The 23,863-nt window shown below is 70.1% G+C and carries 26 protein-coding genes; 15 read left to right on the top strand and 11 right to left on the bottom strand.

Annotated elements, in window-relative coordinates:
* Positions 1-1,668 carry a diguanylate cyclase CdgB gene (gene cdgB, locus AC4BEG_RS19230; RefSeq protein WP_490700980.1) on the bottom strand — a complete coding sequence of 556 codons (1,668 nt, stop codon included), beginning with the start codon at positions 1,666-1,668 and terminating at the stop codon, positions 1-3.
* A 403-nt stretch (positions 1,669-2,071) separates the two neighbouring features.
* Here cdgB and AC4BEG_RS19225 point away from each other — a divergent pair, with 403 nt between their 5' ends.
* Positions 2,072-2,575: a flavin reductase family protein gene (locus tag AC4BEG_RS19225; RefSeq protein WP_490700979.1), complete on the top strand. Its 504-nt coding sequence runs from the start codon at positions 2,072-2,074 to the stop codon at positions 2,573-2,575.
* 538 nt (positions 2,576-3,113) lie between these two features.
* Here AC4BEG_RS19225 and arfB read toward each other — a convergent pair.
* Positions 3,114-3,542, bottom strand: a complete 429-nt coding sequence (gene arfB / locus AC4BEG_RS19220) for an alternative ribosome rescue aminoacyl-tRNA hydrolase ArfB (protein WP_201870599.1) — start codon at positions 3,540-3,542, stop codon at positions 3,114-3,116.
* A gap of 201 nt (positions 3,543-3,743) precedes the next feature.
* Here arfB and AC4BEG_RS19215 point away from each other — a divergent pair, with 201 nt between their 5' ends.
* The gene (locus AC4BEG_RS19215; protein ID WP_009716966.1) at positions 3,744-4,319 is read left to right on the top strand and encodes a TerD family protein; all 576 of its coding nucleotides are present in this window, start codon (positions 3,744-3,746) and stop codon (positions 4,317-4,319) included.
* A 204-nt stretch (positions 4,320-4,523) separates the two neighbouring features.
* Here the strand turns inward: AC4BEG_RS19215 and AC4BEG_RS19210 are convergent, their stop codons facing one another.
* A complete protein-coding gene (locus tag AC4BEG_RS19210; protein ID WP_490700978.1) occupies positions 4,524-5,543 on the bottom strand; it encodes an AraC-like ligand-binding domain-containing protein in 1,020 nt (339 codons plus the stop codon).
* A gap of 171 nt (positions 5,544-5,714) precedes the next feature.
* On the opposite strand from AC4BEG_RS19210, the gene AC4BEG_RS19205 reads away from it, so the two are divergent.
* A complete protein-coding gene (locus tag AC4BEG_RS19205; protein ID WP_490700977.1) occupies positions 5,715-6,578 on the top strand; it encodes an SMI1/KNR4 family protein in 864 nt (287 codons plus the stop codon).
* A gap of 25 nt (positions 6,579-6,603) precedes the next feature.
* Here AC4BEG_RS19205 and AC4BEG_RS19200 read toward each other — a convergent pair whose 3' ends face one another.
* Entirely contained in the window at positions 6,604-7,944 is a 1,341-nt protein-coding gene (locus AC4BEG_RS19200; RefSeq protein ID WP_490700976.1) for an NsdA family TPR-like regulatory protein, read from the bottom strand.
* Between the two features lie 166 nt (positions 7,945-8,110).
* On the opposite strand from AC4BEG_RS19200, the gene AC4BEG_RS19195 reads away from it, so the two are divergent.
* The 3 genes from AC4BEG_RS19195 to AC4BEG_RS19185 all read left to right on the top strand — a co-directional run bounded on the left by AC4BEG_RS19195 (position 8,111) and on the right by AC4BEG_RS19185 (position 10,010).
* On the top strand, positions 8,111-8,386 hold the full coding sequence (locus tag AC4BEG_RS19195) for a hypothetical protein (RefSeq protein WP_490700975.1): 276 nt from the start codon (positions 8,111-8,113) through the stop codon (positions 8,384-8,386).
* Positions 8,387-8,651: 265 nt separating this feature from the next.
* Positions 8,652-9,098 carry a glycine-rich domain-containing protein gene (locus tag AC4BEG_RS19190; protein WP_490700974.1) on the top strand — a complete coding sequence of 149 codons (447 nt, stop codon included), beginning with the start codon at positions 8,652-8,654 and terminating at the stop codon, positions 9,096-9,098.
* Positions 9,099-9,176: 78 nt separating this feature from the next.
* A complete protein-coding gene (locus AC4BEG_RS19185; RefSeq protein WP_490700973.1) occupies positions 9,177-10,010 on the top strand; it encodes a serine/threonine-protein kinase in 834 nt (277 codons plus the stop codon).
* Between the two features lie 13 nt (positions 10,011-10,023).
* Here the strand turns inward: AC4BEG_RS19185 and AC4BEG_RS19180 are convergent, their stop codons facing one another.
* Complete coding sequence (locus AC4BEG_RS19180) at positions 10,024-10,674, bottom strand: NADPH-dependent F420 reductase (protein WP_490700972.1); 651 nt, start codon at positions 10,672-10,674, stop codon at positions 10,024-10,026.
* 74 nt (positions 10,675-10,748) lie between these two features.
* Between AC4BEG_RS19180 and AC4BEG_RS19175 the strand changes: the two genes are divergently transcribed.
* The 5 genes from AC4BEG_RS19175 (at position 10,749) to AC4BEG_RS19155 (ending at position 15,616) form a co-directional block, all read left to right on the top strand.
* Complete coding sequence (locus AC4BEG_RS19175; RefSeq protein WP_490700971.1) at positions 10,749-11,126, top strand: winged helix-turn-helix transcriptional regulator; 378 nt, start codon at positions 10,749-10,751, stop codon at positions 11,124-11,126.
* 398 nt (positions 11,127-11,524) lie between these two features.
* A complete protein-coding gene (locus AC4BEG_RS19170; RefSeq protein ID WP_490700970.1) occupies positions 11,525-13,162 on the top strand; it encodes a M4 family metallopeptidase in 1,638 nt (545 codons plus the stop codon).
* Positions 13,163-13,292: 130 nt separating this feature from the next.
* A complete protein-coding gene (locus tag AC4BEG_RS19165) occupies positions 13,293-14,378 on the top strand; it encodes an S-(hydroxymethyl)mycothiol dehydrogenase (RefSeq protein WP_490700969.1) in 1,086 nt (361 codons plus the stop codon).
* Positions 14,378-15,016, top strand: coding sequence for an MBL fold metallo-hydrolase (locus tag AC4BEG_RS19160; protein ID WP_490700968.1), 639 nt, complete (start codon positions 14,378-14,380; stop codon positions 15,014-15,016). Before AC4BEG_RS19165 ends, AC4BEG_RS19160 begins: the two co-directional genes overlap by 1 nt.
* A gap of 102 nt (positions 15,017-15,118) precedes the next feature.
* Positions 15,119-15,616 carry a hypothetical protein gene (locus AC4BEG_RS19155; protein WP_490700967.1) on the top strand — a complete coding sequence of 166 codons (498 nt, stop codon included), beginning with the start codon at positions 15,119-15,121 and terminating at the stop codon, positions 15,614-15,616.
* Positions 15,617-15,721: 105 nt separating this feature from the next.
* Here AC4BEG_RS19155 and AC4BEG_RS19150 read toward each other — a convergent pair whose 3' ends face one another.
* Positions 15,722-16,504: an IclR family transcriptional regulator gene (locus AC4BEG_RS19150; protein WP_490700966.1), complete on the bottom strand. Its 783-nt coding sequence runs from the start codon at positions 16,502-16,504 to the stop codon at positions 15,722-15,724.
* 11 nt (positions 16,505-16,515) lie between these two features.
* Positions 16,516-17,271, bottom strand: coding sequence for a thioesterase II family protein (locus tag AC4BEG_RS19145; RefSeq protein ID WP_490700965.1), 756 nt, complete (start codon positions 17,269-17,271; stop codon positions 16,516-16,518).
* 450 nt (positions 17,272-17,721) lie between these two features.
* Here AC4BEG_RS19145 and AC4BEG_RS19140 point away from each other — a divergent pair, with 450 nt between their 5' ends.
* Positions 17,722-18,861: a sensor histidine kinase gene (locus AC4BEG_RS19140; protein ID WP_490700964.1), complete on the top strand. Its 1,140-nt coding sequence runs from the start codon at positions 17,722-17,724 to the stop codon at positions 18,859-18,861.
* Here the strand turns inward: AC4BEG_RS19140 and AC4BEG_RS19135 are convergent.
* Positions 18,779-19,384: a hypothetical protein gene (locus AC4BEG_RS19135; RefSeq protein WP_490700963.1), complete on the bottom strand. Its 606-nt coding sequence runs from the start codon at positions 19,382-19,384 to the stop codon at positions 18,779-18,781. The genes AC4BEG_RS19140 and AC4BEG_RS19135 overlap by 83 nt on opposite strands.
* Positions 19,385-19,570: 186 nt before the next feature.
* Here AC4BEG_RS19135 and AC4BEG_RS19130 point away from each other — a divergent pair, with 186 nt between their 5' ends.
* A complete protein-coding gene (locus AC4BEG_RS19130; RefSeq protein ID WP_490700962.1) occupies positions 19,571-20,236 on the top strand; it encodes a response regulator in 666 nt (221 codons plus the stop codon).
* A 165-nt stretch (positions 20,237-20,401) separates the two neighbouring features.
* Here the strand turns inward: AC4BEG_RS19130 and AC4BEG_RS19125 are convergent, their stop codons facing one another.
* The 3 genes from AC4BEG_RS19125 to AC4BEG_RS19115 all read right to left on the bottom strand — a co-directional run bounded on the left by AC4BEG_RS19125 (position 20,402) and on the right by AC4BEG_RS19115 (position 22,118).
* Positions 20,402-21,025: a DUF4142 domain-containing protein gene (locus AC4BEG_RS19125; protein WP_490700961.1), complete on the bottom strand. Its 624-nt coding sequence runs from the start codon at positions 21,023-21,025 to the stop codon at positions 20,402-20,404.
* Positions 21,026-21,317: 292 nt separating this feature from the next.
* Positions 21,318-21,830 (bottom strand): MarR family winged helix-turn-helix transcriptional regulator, encoded by a 513-nt coding sequence (locus AC4BEG_RS19120; RefSeq protein WP_490700960.1) that lies wholly within the window; start codon positions 21,828-21,830, stop codon positions 21,318-21,320.
* Between the two features lie 93 nt (positions 21,831-21,923).
* Positions 21,924-22,118 carry a hypothetical protein gene (locus tag AC4BEG_RS19115; RefSeq protein WP_490700959.1) on the bottom strand — a complete coding sequence of 65 codons (195 nt, stop codon included), beginning with the start codon at positions 22,116-22,118 and terminating at the stop codon, positions 21,924-21,926.
* Between the two features lie 30 nt (positions 22,119-22,148).
* Here AC4BEG_RS19115 and AC4BEG_RS19110 point away from each other — a divergent pair, with 30 nt between their 5' ends.
* On the top strand, positions 22,149-22,988 hold the full coding sequence (locus AC4BEG_RS19110) for an alpha/beta fold hydrolase (protein WP_490700958.1): 840 nt from the start codon (positions 22,149-22,151) through the stop codon (positions 22,986-22,988).
* Between the two features lie 21 nt (positions 22,989-23,009).
* Entirely contained in the window at positions 23,010-23,849 is an 840-nt protein-coding gene (locus AC4BEG_RS19105; RefSeq protein WP_490700957.1) for an aldo/keto reductase, read from the top strand.
* Positions 23,850-23,863 lie beyond the last annotated feature (14 nt).

Below are 23,863 nucleotides of genomic sequence, written 5' to 3'. Positions count from 1 at the left end.
CTACCCGGCCCGTCTGCGTTCCTTGGATCGGGAGCGCTTCTCGACATACATCCGCTGGTCAGCGGATTGCAGTACTTCCTCGGCCGTCATTCCGCACCCCGCCCAGCTGATACCGAAGCTGGCCCCGACCCGGACCGCCCGGCCGTCCACCCGGATGGGCGGGATGATCGCGTTCCGCAGGCGGACGGCGAGGTCCTGGGCGTCGGCGCGGCCGAGTCCGTCGGCGAGGACCACGAACTCGTCACCGCCGAGCCGGGCGACGGTGTCCCCGTCCCGCACGCCGTTGGTCAGCCGGCGGGCGACCTCGATCAGGACGGCGTCGCCCGCGTGGTGCCCGAACCGGTCGTTGATGGACTTGAAGCCGTCGAGGTCGCAGAAGAGCACCGCGAGCCCCTTGTGGCCGTCGTCGATGTCGCTGTCCTCGTCGGGCGGGACGGTGTGCACATGGCTGTCGAACGGGCCGCCGCCCGGAGCGGGCGGGCTGCCGAAGCTCTCGAACTCGTCGACGAAGCCGTAGCGATGGCCACCTGTGTCGGTCTGGGCGGCGACCGCGGCGGTCTCCGCCACCCCGCCCGGCAGCGGCGGGGTGCCGCACAGTCTGCTGCCGAGGCGGGCGCGCAGCTCGGCGCTGTTGGGCAGACCGGTCAGCGAGTCATGGCTGGCGCGGTGGGCGAGCTGGAGCTCATGGCGCTTGCGCTCCTCGATGTCCTCGACATGGGTGAGCAGGAACCGAGGGCCGTCGGCGGCGTCGGCGACCACCGAATTGCGCAGCGAGACCCAGACGTAGGAGCCGTCGCGCCGGAGGAGACGCAGCTCGGAGCGGCCGCCCTCGGCGGAGGTGCGCAGCAGGGTGCCGATGTCCTCGGGGTGGACGAGGTCGGAGAAGGAGCAGCGGCGCATCGCGGAGGCGTGGCGGCCCAGCAGCCGGCACAGGGCGTCGTTGATGCGCAGCAGCCGGCCGTGCTGGTCGCCGCCCATCTCGGCGATGGCCATCCCGCTCGGCGCGTACTCGAAGGCCTGCCGGAAGCTCTCCTCACTGGCGCGCAGGGCCTGCTGCTCGCGCTCCAGCCGGAGCAGGGCGCGCTGCATATTGGCGCGCAGTCGGGCGTTGCCGATCGCGATCGCGGCGTGGAAGGCGTACATCTGGAGCGCTTCGCGGCCCCAGGCGCCGGGGCGGCGGCCGTTGCTCGGGCGGTCCACCGATATCACGCCGATGAGCTCGCCACCGGAGGCGCCCGCCGCGTACAGCGGGGCGAACAGCCGGTCCATCGGATGCCATTCGTCGGCGAAGCGGGGGGCGGGGCCGGGGGTGTGCCACTGGGGGACGTCGTCGTCGTCGAGTACCCAGCCCTCGGTGTACGGAATGAAGCGCAGATCGCCCCAGCGGTCGCCCATGGACAACCTGCGGTCCCAGGAGGCGCGGGAGCCGACCCGCCCGGCCATCAGCGCCTCGGCCCCGGCACTGCCGCCGACGGCGGCGACCACGAGATCGCCGTCCGGGCGGACCAGATTGACGGCCGAGAGCTCATAACCGAGCCCGGTGATGACACCGTCCGCGACCGTTTGCAAAGTGTCAGCGAGGCTGCGCGCGGTATTCAGATCGGCGACCACCTGGTGCAGCTGCCGCATGGTCGCAAGGCGGATATAGGGCTCCGACTCGGTCTCCATCGCTCGCACTCCCCCGAGACCTCGACAGCAACTCCTGGCTTCTTGTCGTCCGATTGCCACGGCCACTGAATCACAGCGAGCTGCCCACTCGGTACACAGGGTCAACAATTACTGGCTGCTGTGACTCATGTCACAGAACGTATTCAACCCTTGGGGAGAGGGCATGGGAGCGCTCTCATCTTTCCGGTGCGCAAATTTCGAAATGACAATGCCTGGTCATCCCCGGCGTTCCCTGGTAACCGGGGCGACGACCGACGTAGAACCGAAGACCTAAGCCCGTTTTGGGTCTTGGGTCCGATGCACGGAAGAAGCACGTGACGTTAGCGTTCGGGACGTGTTTCCGACGACGCCTTCCGCCCCCGCCTCCACCCCCGCCGAGCCCTCCGTCCCCCATCCTGGTGGGGTGAGTGAGGACGATTTCCGCGCCGCGCTGTCGCGCCTCGCCGCGGGTGTGGTGCTGGTGACCGCACACGACCCGGAGGAGGGTCCACGCGGCGAGGACGTCGGCATGACGGCCACCGCGTTCATGTCGGTGTCACTCGATCCGCCGCTGGCGATGGTGAGCGTGCGCAACGGCTCCCGGATGGATGACCTGCTGGAGCGGCAGCCGCTGTGGGCGGTGTCGGTCCTGGCGGAAAACCAGCGCCATATCGCGGGACGATTCGCGATGAAGGGGCGTATCAGCGACAGACTGCTCTTCGAGGACATGCCGGTCGTACGGGGCGCGGAGAGCGGGGCGCCGCTCGCCGCCGCCGCGCTGGCCACGCTGGAGTGCCGTACCGAGCAGCGGGTGCCGGCCGGGGACCACACGCTGGTGGTGGGCCGGGTGCTGTCGGCGGCGACGCCGTCGGGGGCGGAGGGCGGCCCGCTGATGTACTTCCGGGGCCGCTACCGGACGATGGGCTGAGCGGGTGCGGCTGCATGCCGGTGGCGGCTGCGGCTGCGTGCTTGTCGCCGCTCAGTGCGGGTCCCGACTCGGCGGCGGCGGTTGGGCGCTCGTCACGACTCGGCGTGGGGCGCGGCTCCGGCCGGGTGCCGTTCGGTGCGGTGTGCCGCGAGTGCCGGTCACCGCGCGGTGGCGAGGTGCGCGGCTCAGTGCCTGGTACCGCTCGGTGCGGGCGCCGCTGAAAAAACGACCTCGCTGAAGTCCGGTGCGGTTCGGGTGCGTCCCGAAGGAGCGCGGGGCTGTGTCGATGTGCGGCTCCGCCGCGTGGGCGCGACCGGCCACGACGCGGCCGCAGACGCATGACGGCACCTCGCGGCACTTCCCGCGGAGCGCTCAGGCCCTGTCCGGTGGGTCTTTGAGGAGCAGACCGCGGCGTCTGGCGCCGTGGATCGCAAGGCGGAGGGTCGTCCTCGTACTGGGCGTACTCGGGCGACTTTCGACAACGCAGCGAGGCGCGGTGCCAGGCGTCGCGGGCCCGATAGGACCCACCGGACAGGGCCTAGTGCCAGTCGCGGCCGGAGCGGCCGCGCTTGGTGTCGCCGCGCTGCTTCTTCTCCCGCAGACGGCGCTCGTTGATACCGCGCGGAATCCGCGTAGGACGGCGCGGCCTCGGCGGTGGCGCGGTGGCCTCCGCGAGCAGCGAGGCGAGCCGGACGGCGGCCGTCTCGCGATTGCGCCACTGGGAGCGGTGCTCGGACGCCCGTACCGTCACCACCCCGTCGACGAGCCGCCCCGCAAGCCGCTCCAGCGCGCGCTGCTTCCACACCGGCGGCAGCGCGGTGGTGCGGGCGAGGTCGAAGCGCAGCTCGACCTGGCTGTCGCTGGTGTTGACGTGCTGTCCGCCGGGCCCGGAGGACCGCGAGAAACGCCACATCAGCTCGGCCTCCGGCAGGGAGACCGAGCCACGGATGACATAGGGCGCGGACATGCCCCCATGATCCCGTGCCCACCGGGGCCCCGTCACCTCGTTTTGTCCCGGCCCGCACGGGCTCGGCATCAGGATTCGGCAAAGAAAGTAAAGGGAGCTGGAACCCGACACCGCCCCGATGGCGTTGTGGAGGGTGACGGTAGCTTCGTCCGGTACGAAGCCCGACGCTCGGATCCATCGAGACCACGAAAGGGACTCCCCATGGCTGTAAGCCTGTCCAAGGGCGGCAACGTCTCGCTCACCAAGGAGGCACCGGGCCTGACCGCCGTCACGGTCGGCCTCGGCTGGGACGTCCGCACCACCACGGGCACCGACTTCGACCTGGACGCCAGCGCCATCGCGGTGAACACGAACGGCAAGGTCTACTCCGACCAGCACTTCGTGTTCTTCAACAACAAGGCCACTCCGGACCAGACCATCGTCCACACCGGTGACAACGTCACCGGCCAGGGCGAGGGCGACGACGAGCAGATCAACGTCAACCTGGCGGGTCTGCCGGCCGACATCGAGAAGATCGTCTTCCCGGTCTCGATCTACGACGCCGAGTCCCGCAGCCAGAACTTCGGCCAGGTGCGCAACGCGTTCATCCGCATCGTCAACCAGGCGGGCGGCACCGAGATCGCGCGCTACGACCTGAGCGAGGACGCCGCCACCGAGACCGCCATGGTCTTCGGCGAGCTCTACCGGAACGGCGCGGAGTGGAAGTTCCGCGCCGTCGGCCAGGGCTACGCCTCCGGCCTGGTCGGCATCGCCCAGGACTTCGGCGTCAACGTCTGACGTTCCGCCGGAACAGCCGGTGCATAACGGCATATAACGCCGAGGGCCGGATACCGTGGCAGCGGTATCCGGCCCTCAGTGTGAGCGGCCCACCGTGAGGAGAACCCCCGTGTCTCCTTGCGGTCACCGTCGGCCGTCGGCCGTCGGCCGTGACGTCCAGTATTCCGGGGCGGCTGCCGGGCGTCGTTCGCACAGCGTCCACTGTTATTGGCATGGAGTGGACAGCGAAACCGCCAACGAGGCCTGAGCGGGGCTGAGGAGGGCTCGCTGCCGGTAGTCCCGGGGCGGCATGCCGTAGGCGTTGCGGAACGCGCGGGTGAAATCGGCGGCGCGGGTGAAGCCCCAGCGGGTGGCGATGGCGTGGATGGCGATGGAGCCCAGCACCGGATCCGCGAGATCGCGGCGGGCCCGTTCCAGCCGCTCCTTGCGGATCCAGGCCGCGACGGTCTCGTGCTCACCCTGGAACAGCCGGTGCAGATAGCTGATCGAGATGTTGTGCGCGGCGGCGATCGTGGTCGGGGTCAACCTCGGGTCGTGCAGATTGTTTTGCACATGGGAGCGAATGCGCAGCACCAGACTCCGGGTGCGCGTTTCTGGCGGAAGGGCGCGGTCCGCCTCCAGTGTGTGCGCGAACAGCGAGGACAGCAGATCGACCAGGACCCTGCCCAGACGCGGGCCGTCGGACGGCAGATAGGAGTTGGTGTCCGACGTCACTTGGGTGAGGAATTGCATCAGCAAGGAGCCGAACCCCTCCCGTCCGGACATTCCGCGGCCGAACAGCCCGTCCATGGTGTGCTGCGGCAGGTGCAACAGCCTCTTGGGGATTTCGATCCCCAATCCCACGAAAGGTTCGGCCCCGTTGGAGCAATAGACGTCACAGGGCCGTGAGCTGTCGAAGGCCCGAATCTCATAGGGCCCGCACTCGCTCTTCTCGTTGCCCCAGGACGTGCGACGGGTGCCGCGCAGCGGAATTCCGATGTGGTACTGCTCGGGGTCGGACTGGCGAATGAGCTTCGCAGTCCGGCGATAGTGGAGGGCCTGGTGGGTCGTGGGCCACACATGGATCGCCCCGAGCTCCAGCACGCGCTGACGCGCCCGGTAGTCCGCCGCATCGGGGCTGTTCAGGTCCAGCGGCGCATGCGTCCGCCCGATCAGCTCGCACCAGAAGTCGAACCGGTCCGCCCCCGGCAGATCGTCCGTCCGGAACACGGTCTCGTTCAGCATCCTGTTGTCTTCTCCCCTCCTGACCTGCCGCGACGCCTTGGTCACACGCCGCACGGCAGGCTGCCACCCACCTCGGTCACGATCCATTCGAGTCCATCACAAGGCCATGACATGGCACCAACACAGCCGGGGTCGGGCCCTGTTGTCAGTGGTCAGTGCTGAACTCTCCCCATGGACGCTGAACAGCTGCTGACGAGGGTGGCCGCCCTCATATGGCCGGACGTCGGCGATCTGACCTGCGAAGAACCCGGGCACGGGGGAGGACACACCTGTCTGCCGGTCCCGGCCGGCACCCACCTGGCAGCCCTCGTGGACACCCTCGGCAGCCGCTACGGGGATCCCGTGACCGTGACCGAAGCGAGCGACCTCCCCTCGCTGCCCTCCGCCGAACGGACCAGCTGGGTCTGCGCCTGGCCGTTCGGCGGACGCTGGATCGCGTACGGCCGCCCCCCGCACGGCGAAACCACGCGCCCGGTTGTGACCGTCGCCCCGCGCACGACGCCGGGCCCGGACCGCCTGCCCGCGGAAGCGTCCTGGCTAGACCGTCTGACCGCCGTGACCGGCTGGGCGTCGGCGCGTCTCCCGGCGGTCAACTGGACCGCCATCGAGTCCCGGCTGAACACCGGCCTGCCGACCGACTACAAGCGCCTTGTAGAGACATTCGGCCACGGCCAATTCGACGGCTTCCTCGACGTCTTCTCCCCCGAGGAGATCATCCGCTACAGCGCATCCGCCGCACATCGCCCCCAGAACCCGTGGGAGCCGCATCCGCCCTTCCCCGCCCCGGGCGGTCTGCTGCCCTGGGCGGGCAATGAGCACGAGCAGTCCTTCTGCTGGATCGCCGACGGCCCCGACCCCGACCAGTGGCCCGTCTACGCCACGTACGCCGAACCCGAGGAGGGACACCGTTTCGACTGCACCGCCACGGAGTTCCTCTTCCACCAGCTCACCGACCGGCACCATCCCTTCCGTCTGCCGGTCGAATTCCAAGCCCACTGGTTCCAGAGCCACAACGCCCCGGGCGGGCCTCTGTGAACCGCCGTGGGCGGATGACGCGTTCCTACGCTCGGAGAAGAGCGGGCGCCACCGTCCGAGCCCGCTCATGCAATTCCCGCGCGGCGCGATTCTTGAGATGCGGACGGATCAGTCCCACCATCGCCCGCATGCGGTCATCCGCTCTGCCCGACTGGACGAGCGGGTAGTCGTCCAGGGCCTGGTGCCATGTCGCACAGGCCGCCTCCAGATGCCCCACCTTCAGCTGGCGCTCAGCGAGGATGGCCCGATGGCGGACCCGAGAGCGGCGATAGACGCTGTAACGCAGCTGGTCCGACTGCTCCATGGCCGCGAGTGAGCCGTGGATATCGCCCAGCTCATAGCGCACCTGACTGATGTGGTAGTTCAGGGAGGACGGGTCGTAGCGGCCGATCACCTTCCCCATGGACTCCGCCTTGTCCATGGCCGACTCCGCCTCACGAAGACGCAGGAGAGCCGTACCGCGGTCACCGATCTGCGCCGCGGCATGGGCCTGTTGACCCGCCAGGAACGCCCGCATCCTGGGACCGGCCTTGGGCGACGCCGATGCGGCGGCATCCGCCAGGCGCATGGCCTCGCGGCCGTGGCCGAGGTCAACCGCCTGGACGCTCATCCCGCGTAACGTCGTGCAGTAGGTCAGGTGGTCTTCCGAAGCACCGGCCAGCTCCAACGCTTTGACGTAATACCGCTGCGCCAGGCCGTGCAGGCCCTCGTCAACAGCCATGTATCCGGTCAGATAGCAGAGGTCGGAGGCAGCCGACATCATCGCTTTGCGAACGGTCTCGGAGGCGTCCGCCGTCAGATAGGGCGCGACGGTGTTCACCAGGAATGCCGCCGCCATGGGGCGGGTGTGACGTCCGCCGAACTGGTCGTCCACTTCGGAAATGCGCTCGGTCATGGCCGTGACCATCTCCACGTCCGCCATTCCGGCCCGCTGGATCTGCCCCTTCCCGGCGGCTTCCATCCGGCCCACGACATCGGGCCAGTGCGGCACGGTCAACGCGACGGAGAAAAGGCTCGCGCCGAGGACGCTGCGGCGTGAGGGGTCCATGTCCTGCCTCCCCAAGTCGACCAAAGTCTCCACGGTACTCAGGCAGGCGTTCGACTCGTCGGCGGTCACAGGGAACCCCGCTTCGGCGTGCGGGACCGGACGGCCCAGCTTCCGGGCGAACGCTTCCAGGATCAGCGGCCGGGTGGCCTCCTTGGGCATATGACCACGGAGCCACTGATGGGCGGAGGGTTCCCGGTACTTCTGCGGCGTACCGCGTTCGGTGCCGATGCGGTTGATCTCCTGAACCCACTGCCGCAACGTCCACCCGGTCGCCCGGAACAACCGCTCCAGACCCGCGTTGGGCTCCCGCTGGCTCATTCGCGCTCAACTCCTCGGCAAGGCGGGGCGCTTAAAGCTTTTAAAAGCTGCCGTGCACCTCACCGTACCGCGATGCGTAGCGGACCGGTTGCATAGAGCGAGAAGGGACCCCCGCGGCCGTGGCACCGGCCCGGGGGCATGGCCAACGCTGAAGAGGAGCGTCAACATGCGTGAGCGTATCGCTCGATTCATGGCGCGGTGGCGAGGGATGTTACGGCCCGTCGTCCTCAGCCACCTCACGATGCCGGAACCACCGCGGTCCACGCCGGTGCGCGTCGCCGCCCCGGCACACGTACCGGCCGCTGTCCGCCGCGCGGACCCGCCCACGCTGCGTCTGCCGCGCCTACCGGTCGGGGAACGTTTCCCCATCGTGTGGGACCCGGACCCGGTGCCGCTGTACATCCTCCAGCACGAGCGGCGGCAGACGCTGGGGGTGCGGTGAACGCCGCGCGGCCCCAACCGGGCCAGGAAGCCTACGACAGCGCCACGGGACGGGTGGGCATTCTCCAAGCCGTCTGCGACGTCAAGGAACTCATCTTCGACCCCCAGATGCCGGGCCCGCTCATCGCGTTCCTCCGCCCCGTGCAGGGCGGGCAGGAATGGACGGCTGACCCCAGGGACGTCACGTTCCCCGAGAGAGGACAACCGCGCCCCGGCTCCGACGACGAGTGCCACGAACCAGTCCGCATCAGGGAAGGAACACAACAATGACAGCAGTGGCGAACGACCAGCGAACCGGCCGATCACTGGTCAGCGAAGAACTGTTCAGCGGCATCGCCCACTTCGTGGCCGTCCACAACGAACAGCCCTGGGAACGGGCCGAGCGGATCGCCGACCAGGCGATCGCGTTCATCGCGACAGCCGCCACGGCGAGCACGGCCATGGTGCCGTCCGACGACGTGGACCTGGGCTTACACGCGTTCATCCTGCACACGGAGGAGTACGCGCGGTTCTGCCACGAGCACTCGGGACGCTTCCTGCACCACAACCCCGCTCCCGGCGGCGCCAGGCGCACTCGTGAAATGGTCACCGCCAGTGCCCATGCCATGAAGGCGGCGGGCTTCATGGTCTTCGACGCCCTGTGGACCGTAAATGGCGAGAACACGGCGCAGTGCGATTCCGACTGCGGGCGACCATACGGGCAGTCCAAGTAATCTCCGGCCGGTCACGTAAGACGGGCCGCCCCTCAGCCTGCGCCGAGGGGCGGCCCGTTTCTCGAGAGGACCGGATCCATGGCCACCGCCGAAGCGCCCTACGAGATCCCCACCAGCGTCTTAGCGGCGCTGGCTCCCGTGAGGAGGCGGTTGGTACTGAACCGTCGCGGATCAACCGTCTGGGACGTCGAGACGGAGCGGGGACGGTACGCCGTGAAGCTCGGACATCCCACCGCGCCGCACGCATGGACCGCGTTGGCTCCCGCCCGAGAGGGCGCCGTCCTACGGCAACTCGGCCGTGACGAGGTGAGTTACGGCGAGTGGGAGCACGGAACGTGGAATGTGCAGCCCTGGCACCAGGGCGTCAGCCTGTACGACGGGTGGCAACCGCACCGCGCCGAAGGGGCCTCATCAGAACCCGACCTCGGCGAAGCGCTCTCGTGCGCGGAGGTCGTGGCCGCCTTGCACACCACGGGATGGGTACACGGAGACGTCCAGCCCGCGCACTTGATCATCGGGCCGGACAGGACGGCGCTCATCGACCTCGCCCTGGCGCATGGCGGAGACATCCCTGCCCCCTACGACTTCCGCTTCCGGGGCTGTCTGGTCCACTACGAGAGCCCGGAGATCTCACGGAGCGTGCTGGCGACCGGGACGGCCACCCCAACCACGGCATCGGATGTGTACGCGCTGGGCGCCTCGTTCCTCATCAGCGCCACCGGGCTACGTCATGTCGCCTACCCCGACGACGCGAGCCGCGTGGAGCAGCGGCAGGCCATCGTGGAAGGACCGCATCGGCCGGTGGAGGTGCCCGGGGTGCTCGGCGGGCTCATCGAGGCCATGCTGAGCCCCGCCCCCGCCGACCGGCCGACGAGTGGCGAGGTCTGCGCGGAGTTGAGCGGCGGGCGGTGAGTCCGCCGTCGTGTCACTCGGTGGGGCCCGTCGCGTAGGCCAGGGGTGGGGCGATGGCCTGGGCGTCGGCGCCTTCGCCGACCCAGAGGCCGATGAAGAGGGCGGCGGTGGCCTCCAGGAGGTCCGCCCGGTCGAGGCCGCCCGCGGGGACCGGGTCGCAGCCGACGGCGCGGACCAGGTCGTGGACGAGGGCCACGGCCTCCGGGGCGTCGCCGCAGACCGGGACGGCGAGGGGGCGGCCGTCGAAGGTGGGCGGGGTCATCCGCCAGACGTCCTCGTGGCAGAGGTTGAACGCCTTGACGACATGGGCGCCCGGGGCCGCCGCGGCCAGCCGCTGGGCCGCCGAGGAGCCGCGGCCGGTCAGCAGCCGGAAGCCGGGGCCGACCGGGTTGGAGCAGTCGAGCAGCACCTTTCCGGACAGGGTCGGGCGCAGTTCGGCCGCCACTTGTTCGCCCGCGCCGTACGGGAGCGCGGCGAGGACCACCTCGCCGAACACCGCCGCCGCGGACAGTTCGCCGGATGTCGCGCCGGCTCCGACGCGGGTGGCGAGCCGTGCCGCCCGCTGGGCGTCGCGTCCGCCGATGAGCACCTCGTGTCCCGCCCGTGCCCAGTGGGTTGCGAGTGCGTCCGCCATGTTGCCCGTTCCCAGCACACCGATCTTCATCAAGCGTTCCTTTCCGTCCGTTCGTTGACCGCTTCGCAACGACAGTAGGAAGTCCGTCAGGCACCATCTGGTACGTGACGACCGATGCCTTCCTCGCCGACTGCCGGGCCCGCCTCGCGTTCGATCTGCTCTCCAACACCTGGAACGCCGTGGTGCTGTGGTCGCTGCGCGACGGCCCCGCGCGCCCCGTTGAACTGCGGGAGCGGATCGGGGGGATCAGCTCCAAGGTGCTGACCCAGACCGTGCGGCGGCTGGAGTTCAACGGGCTGGTGGAGCGGCACGCCTATGCCGAGGCACCGCCCCGGGTGGAGTACGGACTGACCGCGCTGGGGCGGACGTTGCTCGGCCCGATCGACACCTTCGGGGCGTGGGCCTTCGAGCACGGGGACGAGGTCATGGCGGCCCAGGAGCGCGGGGCCGGGTCCGTGTCCGACACCGCGTCAAGGAAATGAGCTACGGGGTCAAACGAATTGGCCATCCCGTGATTCCCGGGCCGGGCCGGGTAGATTGCCCGGGATCTGCCAGGGAGGACGGCTGGAAGCCGTCGCCGCGGCACGACGGAAGGGCGCATGTTCGCGCCAGAAGTCGCCATATTCCGGGCGCCGTTGCGCCCCAGAAGCTGACCGATTTCGCCTGCGCACCCACACTCGCGAGTCAAATTCTTGTTACGGACCTGTCAGAACCGGTCATTCAGTGACAGTCTCTGCTCGACCTCGCCACGCACATCGGCTGACACGTGGCAAGGCGCGTACCTCACGCACCACTCCTGCTGTACCGGGCGGTCCACCCACGGCCGTCCGCACCCCCTACGCAGGGCCGCGACCCGGCGGCCCCCAAGCAAGGAGACCGAGTGAGACCCAACGCTTCCTCCCCCCGCAGACGGACCGTCCGCGCGGCGGCGTTCATCGCCTCCGCCGCCATGGTGGTCATCGGTGTCCAGTCCGGCCAGGCCAGTGCCCAGCCGGACCGCGGCCGTGAGGCGGGCGCGTCCGCGCTGTCGTTGAGCGCGGCGCAGCGGACCACCGCGATCAAGGCGGCACAGGCCGACGCCTCCGCGCAGGCCGAGAGCCTCGGGCTCGGGGCGAAGGAGAAGCTCCTCGTCCGCGATGTCATCAAGGACTCGGACGGGACCGTCCACACCCGCTACGAGCGCACCTACGCGGGGCTACCCGTGCTCGGCGGGGATCTGGTCGTCCACGAGAAGAAGAGCGGCGCGCGCTCCGTCAGCAAGGCGACCGGCGCCCGGATCTCGGTGCGCAGCACGACCGCGGGGATATCGGCGGCCGACGCCGCGAAGGCCGCGCTGAAGACCGCGCAGAAGGTCACGGACAAGGCCGAGGTGAGCGACCCCCGGCGGAACCGGTCGCCGCGCAAGGTGATCTGGGCGGCCACCGGCAAGCCCGTGCTGGCCTGGGAGACCGTGGTCACCGGGACCCAGCACGATGGCACCCCCAGCGAGCTGCACGTGATCACCGACGCCGGCACCGGCAAGCGGCTGTTCCAGGACGAGGCCGTGGAGACCGGCACCGGAACCAGCCAGTACAGCGGTACGGTGCCGCTGGGCACCACCCGAAGCGGCTCCGGGTACAGCCTGACCGACGGCACCCGCGGCAACCACAAGACGTACGACCTGAAGCAGGGCACCTCGGGCACCGGCACCCTGTACACCGACGCCGATGACCGCTGGGGCGGCGGACGGCAGACCGCCGGGGTGGACGCCCACTACGGCGCCGGGCAGACCTGGGACTTCTACAAGAAGGTGCTGGGCCGCAACGGCATCCGCAACGACGGCGTCGGCTCGTACTCCCGCGTCCACTACGGGAACAACTACGTCAACGCCTTCTGGTCGGACTCCTGCTTCTGCATGACCTACGGCGACGGCTCGGGCAACACCCACCCGCTCACCTCGCTCGACGTGGCCGGTCATGAGATGACCCACGGCGTCACCGCGGCCACCGCCAAGCTCAACTACAGCGGTGAGTCCGGCGGTCTCAACGAGGCCACCTCCGACATCTTCGCGACCGCGGTGGAGTTCTACTCGGCCAACTCCGCCGACCCCGGTGACTACCTCATCGGCGAGAAGATCGACATCAACGGTGACGGCACCCCGCTGCGCTACCAGGACAAGCCCAGCAAGGACGGTGCCTCCAAGGACTACTGGTCCTCCTCGCTCGGCGGAATCGACGTCCACTACTCCTCCGGGCCCGCCAACCACTTCTTCTACCTGCTGTCCGAGGGCAGCGGCGCGAAGGTGATCAACGGCGTGAGCTACAACAGCCCGACCTACGACGGCTCGAAGGTCACCGGCATCGGCCGGGACAAGGCGGTCCGGATCTGGTACCGGGCGCTGACCACGTATCTGACCTCCACCTCGAAGTACGCCCAGGCCCGCACCGCCACCCTGAACGCGGCGCGCGACCTCTACGGCGCCACCTCCACCGAGTACAAGACGGTCGCGGCGGCCTGGACCGCCATCAACGTGCGATGACCGCGCGGTAGGACAGCACAGAGCCGTACGAAACAGACACGAAGCAGACACGAAGCAGGCAGCGGACCGCGCCGGAAACCGGTGCGGTCCGTTCCTGTTGTCGCCGCTGATCGGCACTTACGCTGCTGTCATGACTCAACAGGTACGCGGCGTGATCGCCCCCGGAAAAGGCGAGAACGTCAGGATCGAGACGATCGTGATCCCCGACCCGGGCCCCGGCGAGGCGGTGGTGCGGGTGCAGGCGTGCGGTGTCTGCCACACCGATCTGCACTACCGGGAGGGCGGTATCAACGACGACTTCCCCTTCCTGCTCGGCCATGAGGCAGCCGGGATCGTGGAGTCCGTCGGTGATGGCGTCACCGAGGTGGCGCCCGGCGACTTCGTGATCCTCAACTGGCGTGCGGTCTGCGGCCAGTGCCGCGCCTGCCGCCGCGGCCGCCCCTGGTACTGCTTCAACACCCACAACGCGTCCCAGCCCATGACGCTCACCGACGGCACCGCGCTGACACCCGCGCTCGGCATCGGCGCGTTCGCCGAAAAGACGCTGGTGGCCGCCGGACAGTGCACCAAGGTCGACCCGGAGGCGTCGGCGGCCGCGGCCGGGCTGCTCGGCTGCGGGGTGATGGCCGGAATCGGCGCCGCGATCAACACCGGCGCGGTCGGGCGCGGCGACTCGGTCGCCGTCATCGGCTGCGGCGGAGTCGGCGCCGCGGCGGTCACCGGAGCCCGGCTGGCCGCCGCCGGGAAGATCATCGCGGTGGATGTGGACGACCGGAAGCTGGAGTGGGCGCGCGGGCTCGGCGCCACCCACACCTTCAACGCCACACAGGGCGACGTCGTGGAGAAGATCCGCGAACTGACCGACGGCAACGGCGCCGATGTGGTGATCGAGGCGGTCGGCCGCCCCGAGACCTACCGGCAGGCGTTCTACGCCCGTGATCTGGCCGGCACCGTGGTGCTGGTCGGCGTCCCCACCCCGGAAATGAAGCTGGAACTTCCGCTGCTGGATGTCTTCGGCCGCGGTGGCGCGCTCAAGTCCTCCTGGTACGGCGACTGTCTGCCGTCCCGCGACTTCCCCCTGCTCATCGACCTCTACCAGCAGGGCCGGCTCGATCTGGACGCCTTCGTCAGCGAGACCATCGGCCTGGACGACATCGAGGAGGCGTTCGCCAAGATGCACCGCGGTGAAGTGCTCCGTTCGGTGGTGATGCTCTGATGACCCCGCCGCCCGTACGCATCGACCACCTCGTGACCTCCGGGACCTTCTCGCTGGACGGCGGCACCTGGGAGGTGGACAACAACGTCTGGCTCGTCGGCGACGACCACGAGGTCTATGTCATCGACGCCGCGCATGACGCGGACGCCATCGTCGAGGCCATCGGCGGCCGCAGGCTGCTCGGCATCATCTGCACCCACGGCCACGACGACCACATCGACGCCGCCCCGGCCGTCGCCGACCGCACCGGCGCGCCGATCCTGCTGCACCCGGAGGACGAGGTGCTGTGGCGGATGCGCCACCCGGACCGGGCGCCGGACAAGCCACTGGCCGACGGCGATGTGCTCACCGTCGGCGGCACCCAGCTGCGGGTGCTGCACACCCCCGGCCACTCCCCCGGTGCGGTGTGTCTGCACGCCCCCGCGCTGACCACGGTCTTCTCCGGGGACACGCTCTTCCAGGGCGGACCCGGCGCGACCGGGCGCTCGTACTCGTCCTTCCCGACGATCATCGAGTCGATCCGGGAACGGCTGCTGGCCCTGCCACCGCAGACCGTCGTCCGCACCGGGCACGGCGATACGACGACCATCGGCGACGAGGCCCCGCACCTCGACGAGTGGATCACCCGCGGGCACTGAGACCGCGGCGGACAGTGCGGACAGTGCGGACAGGGCGCCGGGGCCGGGACCCCGGCGCCCTGCGCGTCCGGTGCTGCCCCGGCCCATGACACCATCGACGGCGTGATCGACCTGGGCTACTCCCTCTCCCGCCGCTTCCCGGACCCGCCGCAGACGGACTACCGGAGCGCGGACCAGCACGCACTGCGGCACGATCTGTTCTGCGGTGATGTGTATCTCGCCGACACCCGCGACGACCGTGAACTGTCCACCGCCTGGGGCTGGGTGCCGGTGCTCGACTTCGCCTGGGCGCTGTGCGACATCGTGGAACGGCTCGACCGGGACCCGCGCGGCAGCCGCTCCTCGACCCCCGTCCACGCGGAGCTGGACTTCACCGAGTCCACCGACCGGCTGCTCTTCGAGCGGCGCTTCGGCTGGGTGGACATCACCGCCGACTGGGTTCCGGCCGGTGAGCCCCCGCTGACCTTCGACCACGCGGCGCTGCGCCGCGAGGCGCGCGACTTCCTGCACGACCTGATCGCCGACCTCGTCGATATGCACGAGGGTCTGGGAGACAACCCCGTGGTGTGGGACCTCCAGTCCCGTTTCCCCCGCGTCTGACCCCGCCGTCGGCCCCGGACCGAGGATCCGGAACTCCCCGTGCGGCGGGCGCGCTTGACCGTCACCTGCCAGCCGCAGGGCTGCACTCCTCCAGGCTTGGGCCTGTCAGCATCCTGACAGTTCGCTGAGTCTGACCGCCGCGTCGATCGTGTCGCATCCGTACTCCCGCCCGGGGTGCCGGGTGAGCCTGCCGACCGGCCCGGAGAGCGAGACGGCGGCGATCACCCGGCCGCCGGGGCCGCGGACGGGTGCGGAGACGGTGGCCACGGCGGGCTCCCAGCCGCCGAAGCTCTGGGCCCAGCCGCGACGGCGGACCTCGGAGAGCATGGACGCGCTGAACCGGGCGCCGCGCAGCGCCTCGTACAGCAGCTCGGGCTCCTCCCAGGCAAGGAGCACCTGGGCGACGGCCCCGGCCTTCAGCGGGAAGGCACTGCCGACCGGCACGGTGTCGATCCCGGTGCCATGCGCCTCCGCGGCGGCCACGCACACCCGCAGCTGACCGCGGCGACGGTAGAGCCGGGCGCCGGCGCCGGTGCGGTCGCGCAGGGCGGTGAGCACCGGTTCGGCGGCGAGCAGCAGCCGGTCGGTCCGCGCCTCGACGACCATGTCGCCCAGGCGCGGGCCGAGCGCGAACCGTCCGTCGTGGTCCCGGGCGACCAGCCGCAGCCGCTCCAGGGCGAGGGCCAGCCGGTACACGGTGGGCCGCTTGAGGCCGGTGGCGGAGACCAGGGTGGCCAGCGTGGCCGGACCACTCTCCAACACCCCCAGCAGCAGCGACGCCTTGTCGAGTACGCCGACGCCGCTTTCCAGCCGGGGCGGGCCGGCCTCGGGACCGGCCGCCCGCCGCGCCGCCGGGTCCGCTGTTGTTGTCATCGTCAAGGTGGCCATGGCAGGTGTCCTCAGCCGAGGTGGGCGGCCAGCGCGCGGAGGACGGCCTCCCGCTGCTCGGCCAGGTAGAAGTGGTCTCCGGGCAGCACCGTGAGGTCGAACCCGGCGGGGGCCACCGCGGCCCAGGCCCGCAGATCGGCCTCGGTGACATGGGGGTCGCGGTCGCCGACGAGGCCGACGACCGGGCAGCTCACAGGAAGCGGGGCGCGCGGCCCATAGGTGCCCACGGCCGTGAAGTCGGCGCGGAGCGCGGGCAGGACGAGCTCGCGCAGCTCGGCGTCCTCCAGCACCGCGGGCTCGGTGCCGCCGATCCGGCGGACCTCCTCCAGCAGGGCGCGGTCGCCGTGGAGATGGGTGTCCCCGGGCGTGACCCGGTGGGGAGCCTTGCGAGCGGAGACAGCAAGTGCGTCGAGACGGATACCGTGCCTGCTCTCCAGCCGCAGCGCCACCTCGTAGCCGACCGAGGAGCCCATGCTGTGGCCGAAGAGGATCAGCGGAACATCCGCGAACGGCAGCAGCGCGGCGCTGACTTCGTCGGCGAGCCGCTCGATGCTGTCGATGGCCGCTTCCTCCAGCCGCTCCTGGCGGCCGGGATAGCGGGTGGTGAGGAGCTCCACCCCGGGCAGCACACCTTCGGTGGCCGCCCGTCCCCAGCGGTGGAAGAAGCCCGCCGAGCCGCCCGCGTGGGGCAGACAGACCAGCCGTCTGCGGACCGCCCCTTCCGGTGCGTACCTGCGGAACCACCTGCTGTCGACACCGACGGCCATCGTCTGCTCGCCTCCCCGTGCGAGAAATCCGTGATGCACCCTACGGACCGGCCGACCCGGATTCCTCTGGTCTTGTCTAGCGGTGTGACTCGGTGTCCGGCAACGCGTCTTCATGAAGCTGCCAGCGGGGTTGCGGAAATCAAGAACGCGGTTCATCTTCGGCTGCCTGGGGGACGTACGGGTGGTGAGGTCATGCCCGGTGCGGCGACAGGCCCTGGTGCTCACCGCACGGTCGCGCTCAGCGTGGCTGCGTCCAGCCGCGGCCGGGGCCTCACGGGGAGAACGGTGACAGAGGTCATGTCCACGGGCGGGGACAGGGACAGGGACAGAGGCAGAGGTAGGGACAGCGGATCCGGAAACCGGCACGGCTCCCGGCGGCACACCGCCGCCAGGGCCGTATGCGGGGGTGCGGCGGCGCTGGCCGGAGCGGGTGGCGTGGTGTTGGGGGCCGTGACCGGGTGGGTGGCGGCCGTGTCGACGGGGGTGGCGGTCGGGGTCACGCTGCTGACGGTCGGGTGGTGGCCCCGCACCCGGGCGCGGCTCGGGGTGGCGGCCACGGTGGTGTCCGTGGTCTCCGCGGTGGCGACCGTGCTCTCGGGGGACGCGGGGGAAGACTCGCCGGTCGGGGTGCTGATGCTGGTGGAGTTCGCGGCGGTCACGGCGCTGGTGTTCCTGGTGGCCCGGTTCGCGCCCGCGCCGCAGGGGGTACCGCTGGTGCTGCTGCTGTCGGCCGCCGGGTCCACGGTGATCCTGCGGGTGGGAGCGTACGCGTCGTTCCTGGAGGCGTTCGGGCAGTGCGCGTTCATGGGGCTCGGGGCCATCGGCGCGGCCCTGGTCGCCGGGTACTTGCGGATGCTGGACACCCGGCGGCTGAACGCGGTGCGGGCCGCGCGCCGGAGCCAGCGGCTGGAACTCGCCCGGGATCTGCATGACTTCGTCGCCCATGACGTCTCCGGCATCGTGGTGCTGGCCCAGGCCGCCCAGTTGGTGGGGTCCGGGCAGCCGGAGCGGCTGATGCCACTGCTGCGGCAGATCGAGGCCGCCGGACAGCAGGCGCTGCGCTCGATGGACCGTACGGTGCACATGCTCGACGACACCGGAGCCACGGGCGGTGGGGCGGAGGCCCGGCCACGGGCGTATGGACTGGCGGACCTCACCGATGTGGTGGACCGGTTCCGCTCCTCGGGGCGGGCCGAGGTACGGCTCGAACTGGCGCTGACCGCCGAGGCCATCGCGCGAGTACCGCGCGAAGTGGCGGCCACCGCACACCGGATGGTGGTGGAGGCGCTCACCAACGTCCGTCGTCATGCCCGCACGGCCGCCACCGTACGAGTGCGGGTCGCCCTGGAGCGTTCCGGCGACGCGCTGGCCGTCAGTGTGGTCAACGGCGCCGAGGCCGTCGGCTCGGGCTCCGGCGGCCGTCTCGGCGAGGACGGCGACGGGCGCCGGGGCGGCGGGACCGGGCTGCTGATGCTGACCGAGCGGATCGAGGCGCTCGGCGGCACGCTCAGCGCGGGCCCGGACGCGGGGGGCGGCTGGCGGACGGCCGCCGTTCTGCCGCTCGCCGACGCCGGTAGTACGCCACGGTGACCACGCCCAGCAGCGGCCCCCAGGCCAGCAGGGGCGCGTAACAGGCGGTCTGGAGCCAGTACAACGGCCCGTAGGGATCGCTGATCTCCGCCAGGTTCTCCGGGGCGTTCCAGATGAACGCGCCGACGACGGTGACGCAGGTGACGGCCAGCGCGCCGAGGGACGCCGGAATCACCGCGCACAGCACGGGAATCCGCCTGCCGCCGAGTAACGGGACCCAACGCGGCACCACCTCGCCCCACGGCTGGACCAGCCCCAGCGTGAGCAGCCCGAGCCCCTCCGCGAACAGGCTGAGCGCGATGACGTACACCGTCATCCAGCCCGGGAAGTGGCTCTCGTGCAGATCCGAGGTGGGGGCGAAGCCCAGCGGCACACCGAACCCCATCGCGCACCGCCACAGTCCGGTGGGCAGCAGGGTGAACGGCACGGTGTGCGCCGCCCAACGGGCCGACCGCGAGGGGCGGGAGGACGGCGCGGTGTGGAGTGACCGGGACGACAGGTCCCGTTCGGTGCTCATCGTCATGGTGTCCCCTCCGTCGATCCGCCGGTGCGCTGCCAGCGTGACGGAGCGGGACAGGTCGCCACATCCACCGATCGGCAGGTCGTAACGGGTCCGGAGCCGGTACGGAATATGCCGTTCGGCAGAGGCTCGAACCAGCCTCGGAGCCGGATTCCCCGCCCCCGACGTTCCAGGGCTACGGTGAGCGCTGTGACCACCCGCATCCTGCTGGCCGACGACCAGGACACCGTCCGGATCGGCTTCCGGCTGATCCTCGACTCACAGCCGGACATGGAGGTCGTGGGCGAGGCCCGAGACGGCCTGGAGGCGGTCGAACTCGCCCGTGAGCTCCGCCCCGACGTGGTGCTCGCCGATATCCGGATGCCCAGGATGAACGGGCTCGAGGTCACCCGGCTGCTCACCGGGCCCGATGCCGAGGACCCGGTCAAGGTGATCGTGGTGACCACCTTCGACCTCGACGCATACGTACACACCGCGCTGCGCAACGGCGCCTGCGGCTTCCTTCTCAAACGCTCAGGGCCCACCTTGCTGGTGGAGGGGGTTCGGGCGGCGATGGCCGGGGACGCCTTGATCAGCCCCTCGGTGACGGTCCGCCTGCTGCGCCGGCTCCAGGAACCGCAGCTCCAGGAACCGCAGAAGCCGCGGCCCAAGCAGCCGGTCACAGCGCTGACCGAACGCGAGGTGGAGATCGCGAAGCTGGTCGCCCAGGGGATGACCAATGCCGAGATCGCGGCTGAGCTGTTCATCTCGGCCGGCACGGTCAAGACGCATATTGCCCACGCTCAGCGGAAGCTGGAGGTCCGTAACCGCGTCGGGATTGCCACGTGGGTCTGGGACAGCGACCACGTCGGCTGACCCCCCCCGTACGCCGCGCGCGCCCCCGTCATCCACACCCTGTGGACAACGCACCCCGGCCACTCGGACAACGGCTACTCGGACAACGGCCATTGGGACAACGGCTATTGGGACAACGGCTATTGGAACAACGGCCTTTCGGACAAAGGCCACTTGGACAAGTGGCTACTTGGACTTGGGAACGGTGGACGCCACATCGTCCAGCACCGCGTCCGTCACCAGACCGGTGTCCTCCAGGACCTCCATGTGATCGTTCACGGTGTTGTTGGCCTGCGTGGCCAGCCGCCGGATCATGGCGTTCTTGGTGGTGGCACGGACCTCGCCGATAGTGATGAAGATCTTGCCGTGCGAGGCGCGCAGCAGGTTTACGAAGGTCTGGTCGAAATCGCGCCCCTTGGCCGCCTTCAACTGGTCCACCCAGCCCTGCTGCTCGGCGCTGGCCTCATCGGGAAGCGGGACGTTGAGGGCCTTGGCGTCCTCGCGCGTGAGCTGGTCCAGCTTGCTGTGGCCGTCGAGCAGATGCATTCCGGCCCGTTTGATCGCCTCGCTGGAGGCTTGGCTCTGCGCCATCCGCCCGGCCGGTATCTCCCACAGCCCGGCCTGCCGAACCTTGACCAGGAACGTCTTGTCCAGCTCGGTGAGGCCCCCGGCCCCATCACCCGCCGCACCGCCGTTGCCCGCGGCCGGCAGGCCCCCCGCCACCGATTGCGCTTCCGAGTCATCACCACGCGACATCCAGATGGACACCCCCGCGACGATCGCCACCAGAGCGACCACGGCGGCGAGCACGCGGTTGACGGGAAAGGCGGCGCCATGGTTTCGCGCGTTCCGAGCGTTCCGGACGTTCCGGGCGTGAGATTTCATCATGCCTCCTGGGGGGCACAACGGTCCGTCACTGAGGAGCCGTGGCCGTGTGCGGAGATCGGCTGGACGACTGGAGTACGCACCACCCGGATCTTTGCACTCAGCAAAAGTCCCTCTTCGTCACGTGCGCTCAAAGCAAGCCCGAAGACGATCGACTTCCCCTACAATTCCCCGCCACAGAGAGCACTTTCGCGGCGGCCCGCCCCCGTGCACCCGCTCACCATCCCGCAACGCGGCGCCGTACCCCACCCTCGCCCATATGCCCGCCCGACGGCTCACCACCGGCTTCCGTGAACGCCCGCAACGCCTCGATCAGACCGCGCCGCTGCCCCACGGGCATGGCTTCCACGATCCCCGTGAGCTCCCCCTTGCGCCGCTGGGTGACCTCCTCCACCGTCCGCCGCCCGGTCTCCGTCAACGAGATCACACTCGCCCGGCGGTCCACCTCCGAGGCCCCGCGGGCCGCCATCCCGGCCGCCACCAGCCGGTCGATCATCCGCATCGCCGTGGACGGCTGCACCCCCAACTCCTCAGCCAGCCGGGACAGACTGAGTTCCCCGCTGTTCTCCAGCACCACCAGCATCCGGAACTGCGGCAGCGTGAGTGTCTCCTCCACCGCCGCCAACGACCGCGCCGAGACCGCAACCAGCAGCCGGGAGGCGACCAGCAAGGCGTTCACCATCGCCTCGACATCGGACTCGGGAACGGGCAGGGGCGAGCTCGTCGGCATGCGCCCTTTCTACCCCGGAGTCCCCGGAAATGTGGTGGCTCGTCGAACCAACCCGGCTGCTGGCTGCTGGGAACAGCGCGTCTGATGCCTCGCTCAGATCGGCCGATAGGCGGACGGCTCCGTGCCCGGTGGCAGCCCCCGGCTCATGGTGATGTAGACCGGACCGTACGGTGTGGGCGTCTGCAACGCCTCCCACTGATCGAGCTCGTTCGAGCAGTAGCGCTTCAACAGTTCGCGCAGAATGGCGAATTCCTCGTCCGACAGCGGTCCGTCCTCGATCGATTCCATCCCCGTACCCTCTCCTGGAAGGCCACGCCCATGCCCGCGTTCCCCGCACCCGATGGCACCGAACTCACCTATGACGTGGTCGGAGACGGACCTCCGCTGATCGTCATCCCCGGCGGCCCGATGCAGGACCCCGCCTATCTGGGCGACCTCGGCGGTCTCTCCGCCCACCGCCGGTTGATCAAACTGCACCTCCGCGGTACGGGCCGTTCGGCCACCCCGGAGGACCCCGCCACCTACCGCTGCGACCGCCTGGTCCCCGACGTGGAAGCCCTCCGCGCCCACCTCGGCCTCGACTGCGTCGACCTGCTCGCCCACTCCGGCGGCACCAACCTGGCCGTCCGCTACGCGGAACACCACCCGGACCGGGTCCGCAGACTGGCCCTGATCACACCCAGCCCCATGGCGCTGGGCATTACGATCACCCCCGACCTCCGCCGCGCAACGGCCCTCCTCCGCCAGGACGAACCCTGGTTCCCCACCGCGTTCGCCGCCCTGGAAGCGATCGTCTCCGGCACTGCCACCTCCGACTCCTGGCAGGCCATCGCCCCCTTCCGCTACGGCCACTGGGACGCCACCGCCCAGGCCCACCAGGCCGCGGAGAACACCCAGCGCAACAACGAGGCCGCCGCCGTCTACGCCTCCGAAGGCGCCTTCAGCCCTGACACCACCCGGACCGCCCTCAGCGACTTCCACCAGCCGGTGCTGCTCCTCGCCGGAGAGTACGACCTGAACTCCCCTCCCCCGTCCGTAGCCGCCCTCGCCGAACTCCTCCCCACCCCTCACTTCACCACCCAACCCGCCGCGGCCCACTTCCCCTGGCTGGACGACCCTGCCCACTTCGTGTCGACCACGACTGAGTTCCTGACCTGATCCAGGGGGAGGAGACAGCACATGACATCGACCGCGTTTCACCTCGGCGGGGATCTGACCGTACGGCGCCTCGGGTTCGGAGCCATGCACTTGCCGACGGAGCCCGGCCCGGCGCGTAAGACCTCTGTCGCGGTCGCCCGGCGGGCCGTGGAGCTGGGCATCACTCTGATCGACACCGCGTACATGTATGGCTGGGGAGCCAACGAGGAACTCCTGGCCGAGGCCCTGCACCCCTATCCGGAGGGGCTGCACATCACCACCAAGGTCGGTGTTGCCCCGTCGGGCCCGTCGGGCGAGTGGAAGCACGACGGGCGGCCCGCCGTTCTGCGCGATCAGGTCGAGCAGGCCCTGCGCCGGCTGCGCGTCGAGCGGATCGAACTGCTTCAATTGCACCGCATCGATCCGGAGACGCCACTCGCCGACCAGGTCGGCACGCTGCGGGAGCTGCGGACCGAGGGGAAGATCGGCCGGATCGGACTGTCCGAGGTCACCGTCGACGAACTCGACCAGGCACGGGAGATTGTCCCCATCGCGAGCGTGCAGAACCGCTACAACCTGCTCGACCGCGAACACGAGCCCGTGCTCGCGGCCTGTGCAGCCGCAGGCATCGCGTTCCTGCCGTGGCGCCCTGCCGCGTGGGGGGAGTCGGGGGCACGGTCCGAGGTCGCCGCCGTGGCCGCCGATGTCGACGCCACCCCCACGCAGGTTGCGCTCGCCTGGCTCCTCGGCCACTCACCGGTCGTACTCCCGATCCCGGGCACTGCCCGGATCGACCACCTGGAGGAGAACCTCGCCGCGGAAGGTCTCCACCTGCCCCAGGCCCACCGCGATCGCCTCGACCGGCTGTCCGAGCCGGGATAGGGCTCTGTCCCTGC

The organism is Streptomyces sp. JLBJ103 (assembly GCF_058215575.1).
The sequence above is the reverse complement of the archived record's forward strand: the minus strand, read 5'-3'. Positions and strand labels throughout refer to the sequence as shown.

Excerpts from the sequence above, each read along its gene's own strand:
- cdgB (WP_490700980.1), bottom strand. The coding sequence starts at position 1,668 with ATGGAGACCGAGTCGGAGCCCTATATCCGCCTTGCGACCATGCGGCAG.
- arfB (WP_201870599.1), bottom strand. The coding sequence starts at position 3,542 with ATGTCCGCGCCCTATGTCATCCGTGGCTCGGTCTCCCTGCCGGAGGCC.
- AC4BEG_RS19215 (WP_009716966.1), top strand. The coding sequence starts at position 3,744 with ATGGCTGTAAGCCTGTCCAAGGGCGGCAACGTCTCGCTCACCAAGGAG.
- AC4BEG_RS19210 (WP_490700978.1), bottom strand. The coding sequence starts at position 5,543 with ATGCTGAACGAGACCGTGTTCCGGACGGACGATCTGCCGGGGGCGGAC.
- AC4BEG_RS19205 (WP_490700977.1), top strand. The coding sequence starts at position 5,715 with ATGGACGCTGAACAGCTGCTGACGAGGGTGGCCGCCCTCATATGGCCG.
- AC4BEG_RS19200 (WP_490700976.1), bottom strand. The coding sequence starts at position 7,944 with ATGAGCCAGCGGGAGCCCAACGCGGGTCTGGAGCGGTTGTTCCGGGCG.
- AC4BEG_RS19195 (WP_490700975.1), top strand. The coding sequence starts at position 8,111 with ATGCGTGAGCGTATCGCTCGATTCATGGCGCGGTGGCGAGGGATGTTA.
- AC4BEG_RS19190 (WP_490700974.1), top strand. The coding sequence starts at position 8,652 with ATGACAGCAGTGGCGAACGACCAGCGAACCGGCCGATCACTGGTCAGC.
- AC4BEG_RS19185 (WP_490700973.1), top strand. The coding sequence starts at position 9,177 with ATGGCCACCGCCGAAGCGCCCTACGAGATCCCCACCAGCGTCTTAGCG.
- AC4BEG_RS19180 (WP_490700972.1), bottom strand. The coding sequence starts at position 10,674 with ATGAAGATCGGTGTGCTGGGAACGGGCAACATGGCGGACGCACTCGCA.
- AC4BEG_RS19165 (WP_490700969.1), top strand. The coding sequence starts at position 13,293 with ATGACTCAACAGGTACGCGGCGTGATCGCCCCCGGAAAAGGCGAGAAC.
- AC4BEG_RS19160 (WP_490700968.1), top strand. The coding sequence starts at position 14,378 with ATGACCCCGCCGCCCGTACGCATCGACCACCTCGTGACCTCCGGGACC.
- AC4BEG_RS19150 (WP_490700966.1), bottom strand. The coding sequence starts at position 16,504 with ATGGCCACCTTGACGATGACAACAACAGCGGACCCGGCGGCGCGGCGG.
- AC4BEG_RS19145 (WP_490700965.1), bottom strand. The coding sequence starts at position 17,271 with ATGGCCGTCGGTGTCGACAGCAGGTGGTTCCGCAGGTACGCACCGGAA.
- AC4BEG_RS19135 (WP_490700963.1), bottom strand. The coding sequence starts at position 19,384 with ATGACGATGAGCACCGAACGGGACCTGTCGTCCCGGTCACTCCACACC.
- AC4BEG_RS19120 (WP_490700960.1), bottom strand. The coding sequence starts at position 21,830 with ATGCCGACGAGCTCGCCCCTGCCCGTTCCCGAGTCCGATGTCGAGGCG.
- AC4BEG_RS19115 (WP_490700959.1), bottom strand. The coding sequence starts at position 22,118 with ATGGAATCGATCGAGGACGGACCGCTGTCGGACGAGGAATTCGCCATT.
- AC4BEG_RS19110 (WP_490700958.1), top strand. The coding sequence starts at position 22,149 with ATGCCCGCGTTCCCCGCACCCGATGGCACCGAACTCACCTATGACGTG.
- AC4BEG_RS19105 (WP_490700957.1), top strand. The coding sequence starts at position 23,010 with ATGACATCGACCGCGTTTCACCTCGGCGGGGATCTGACCGTACGGCGC.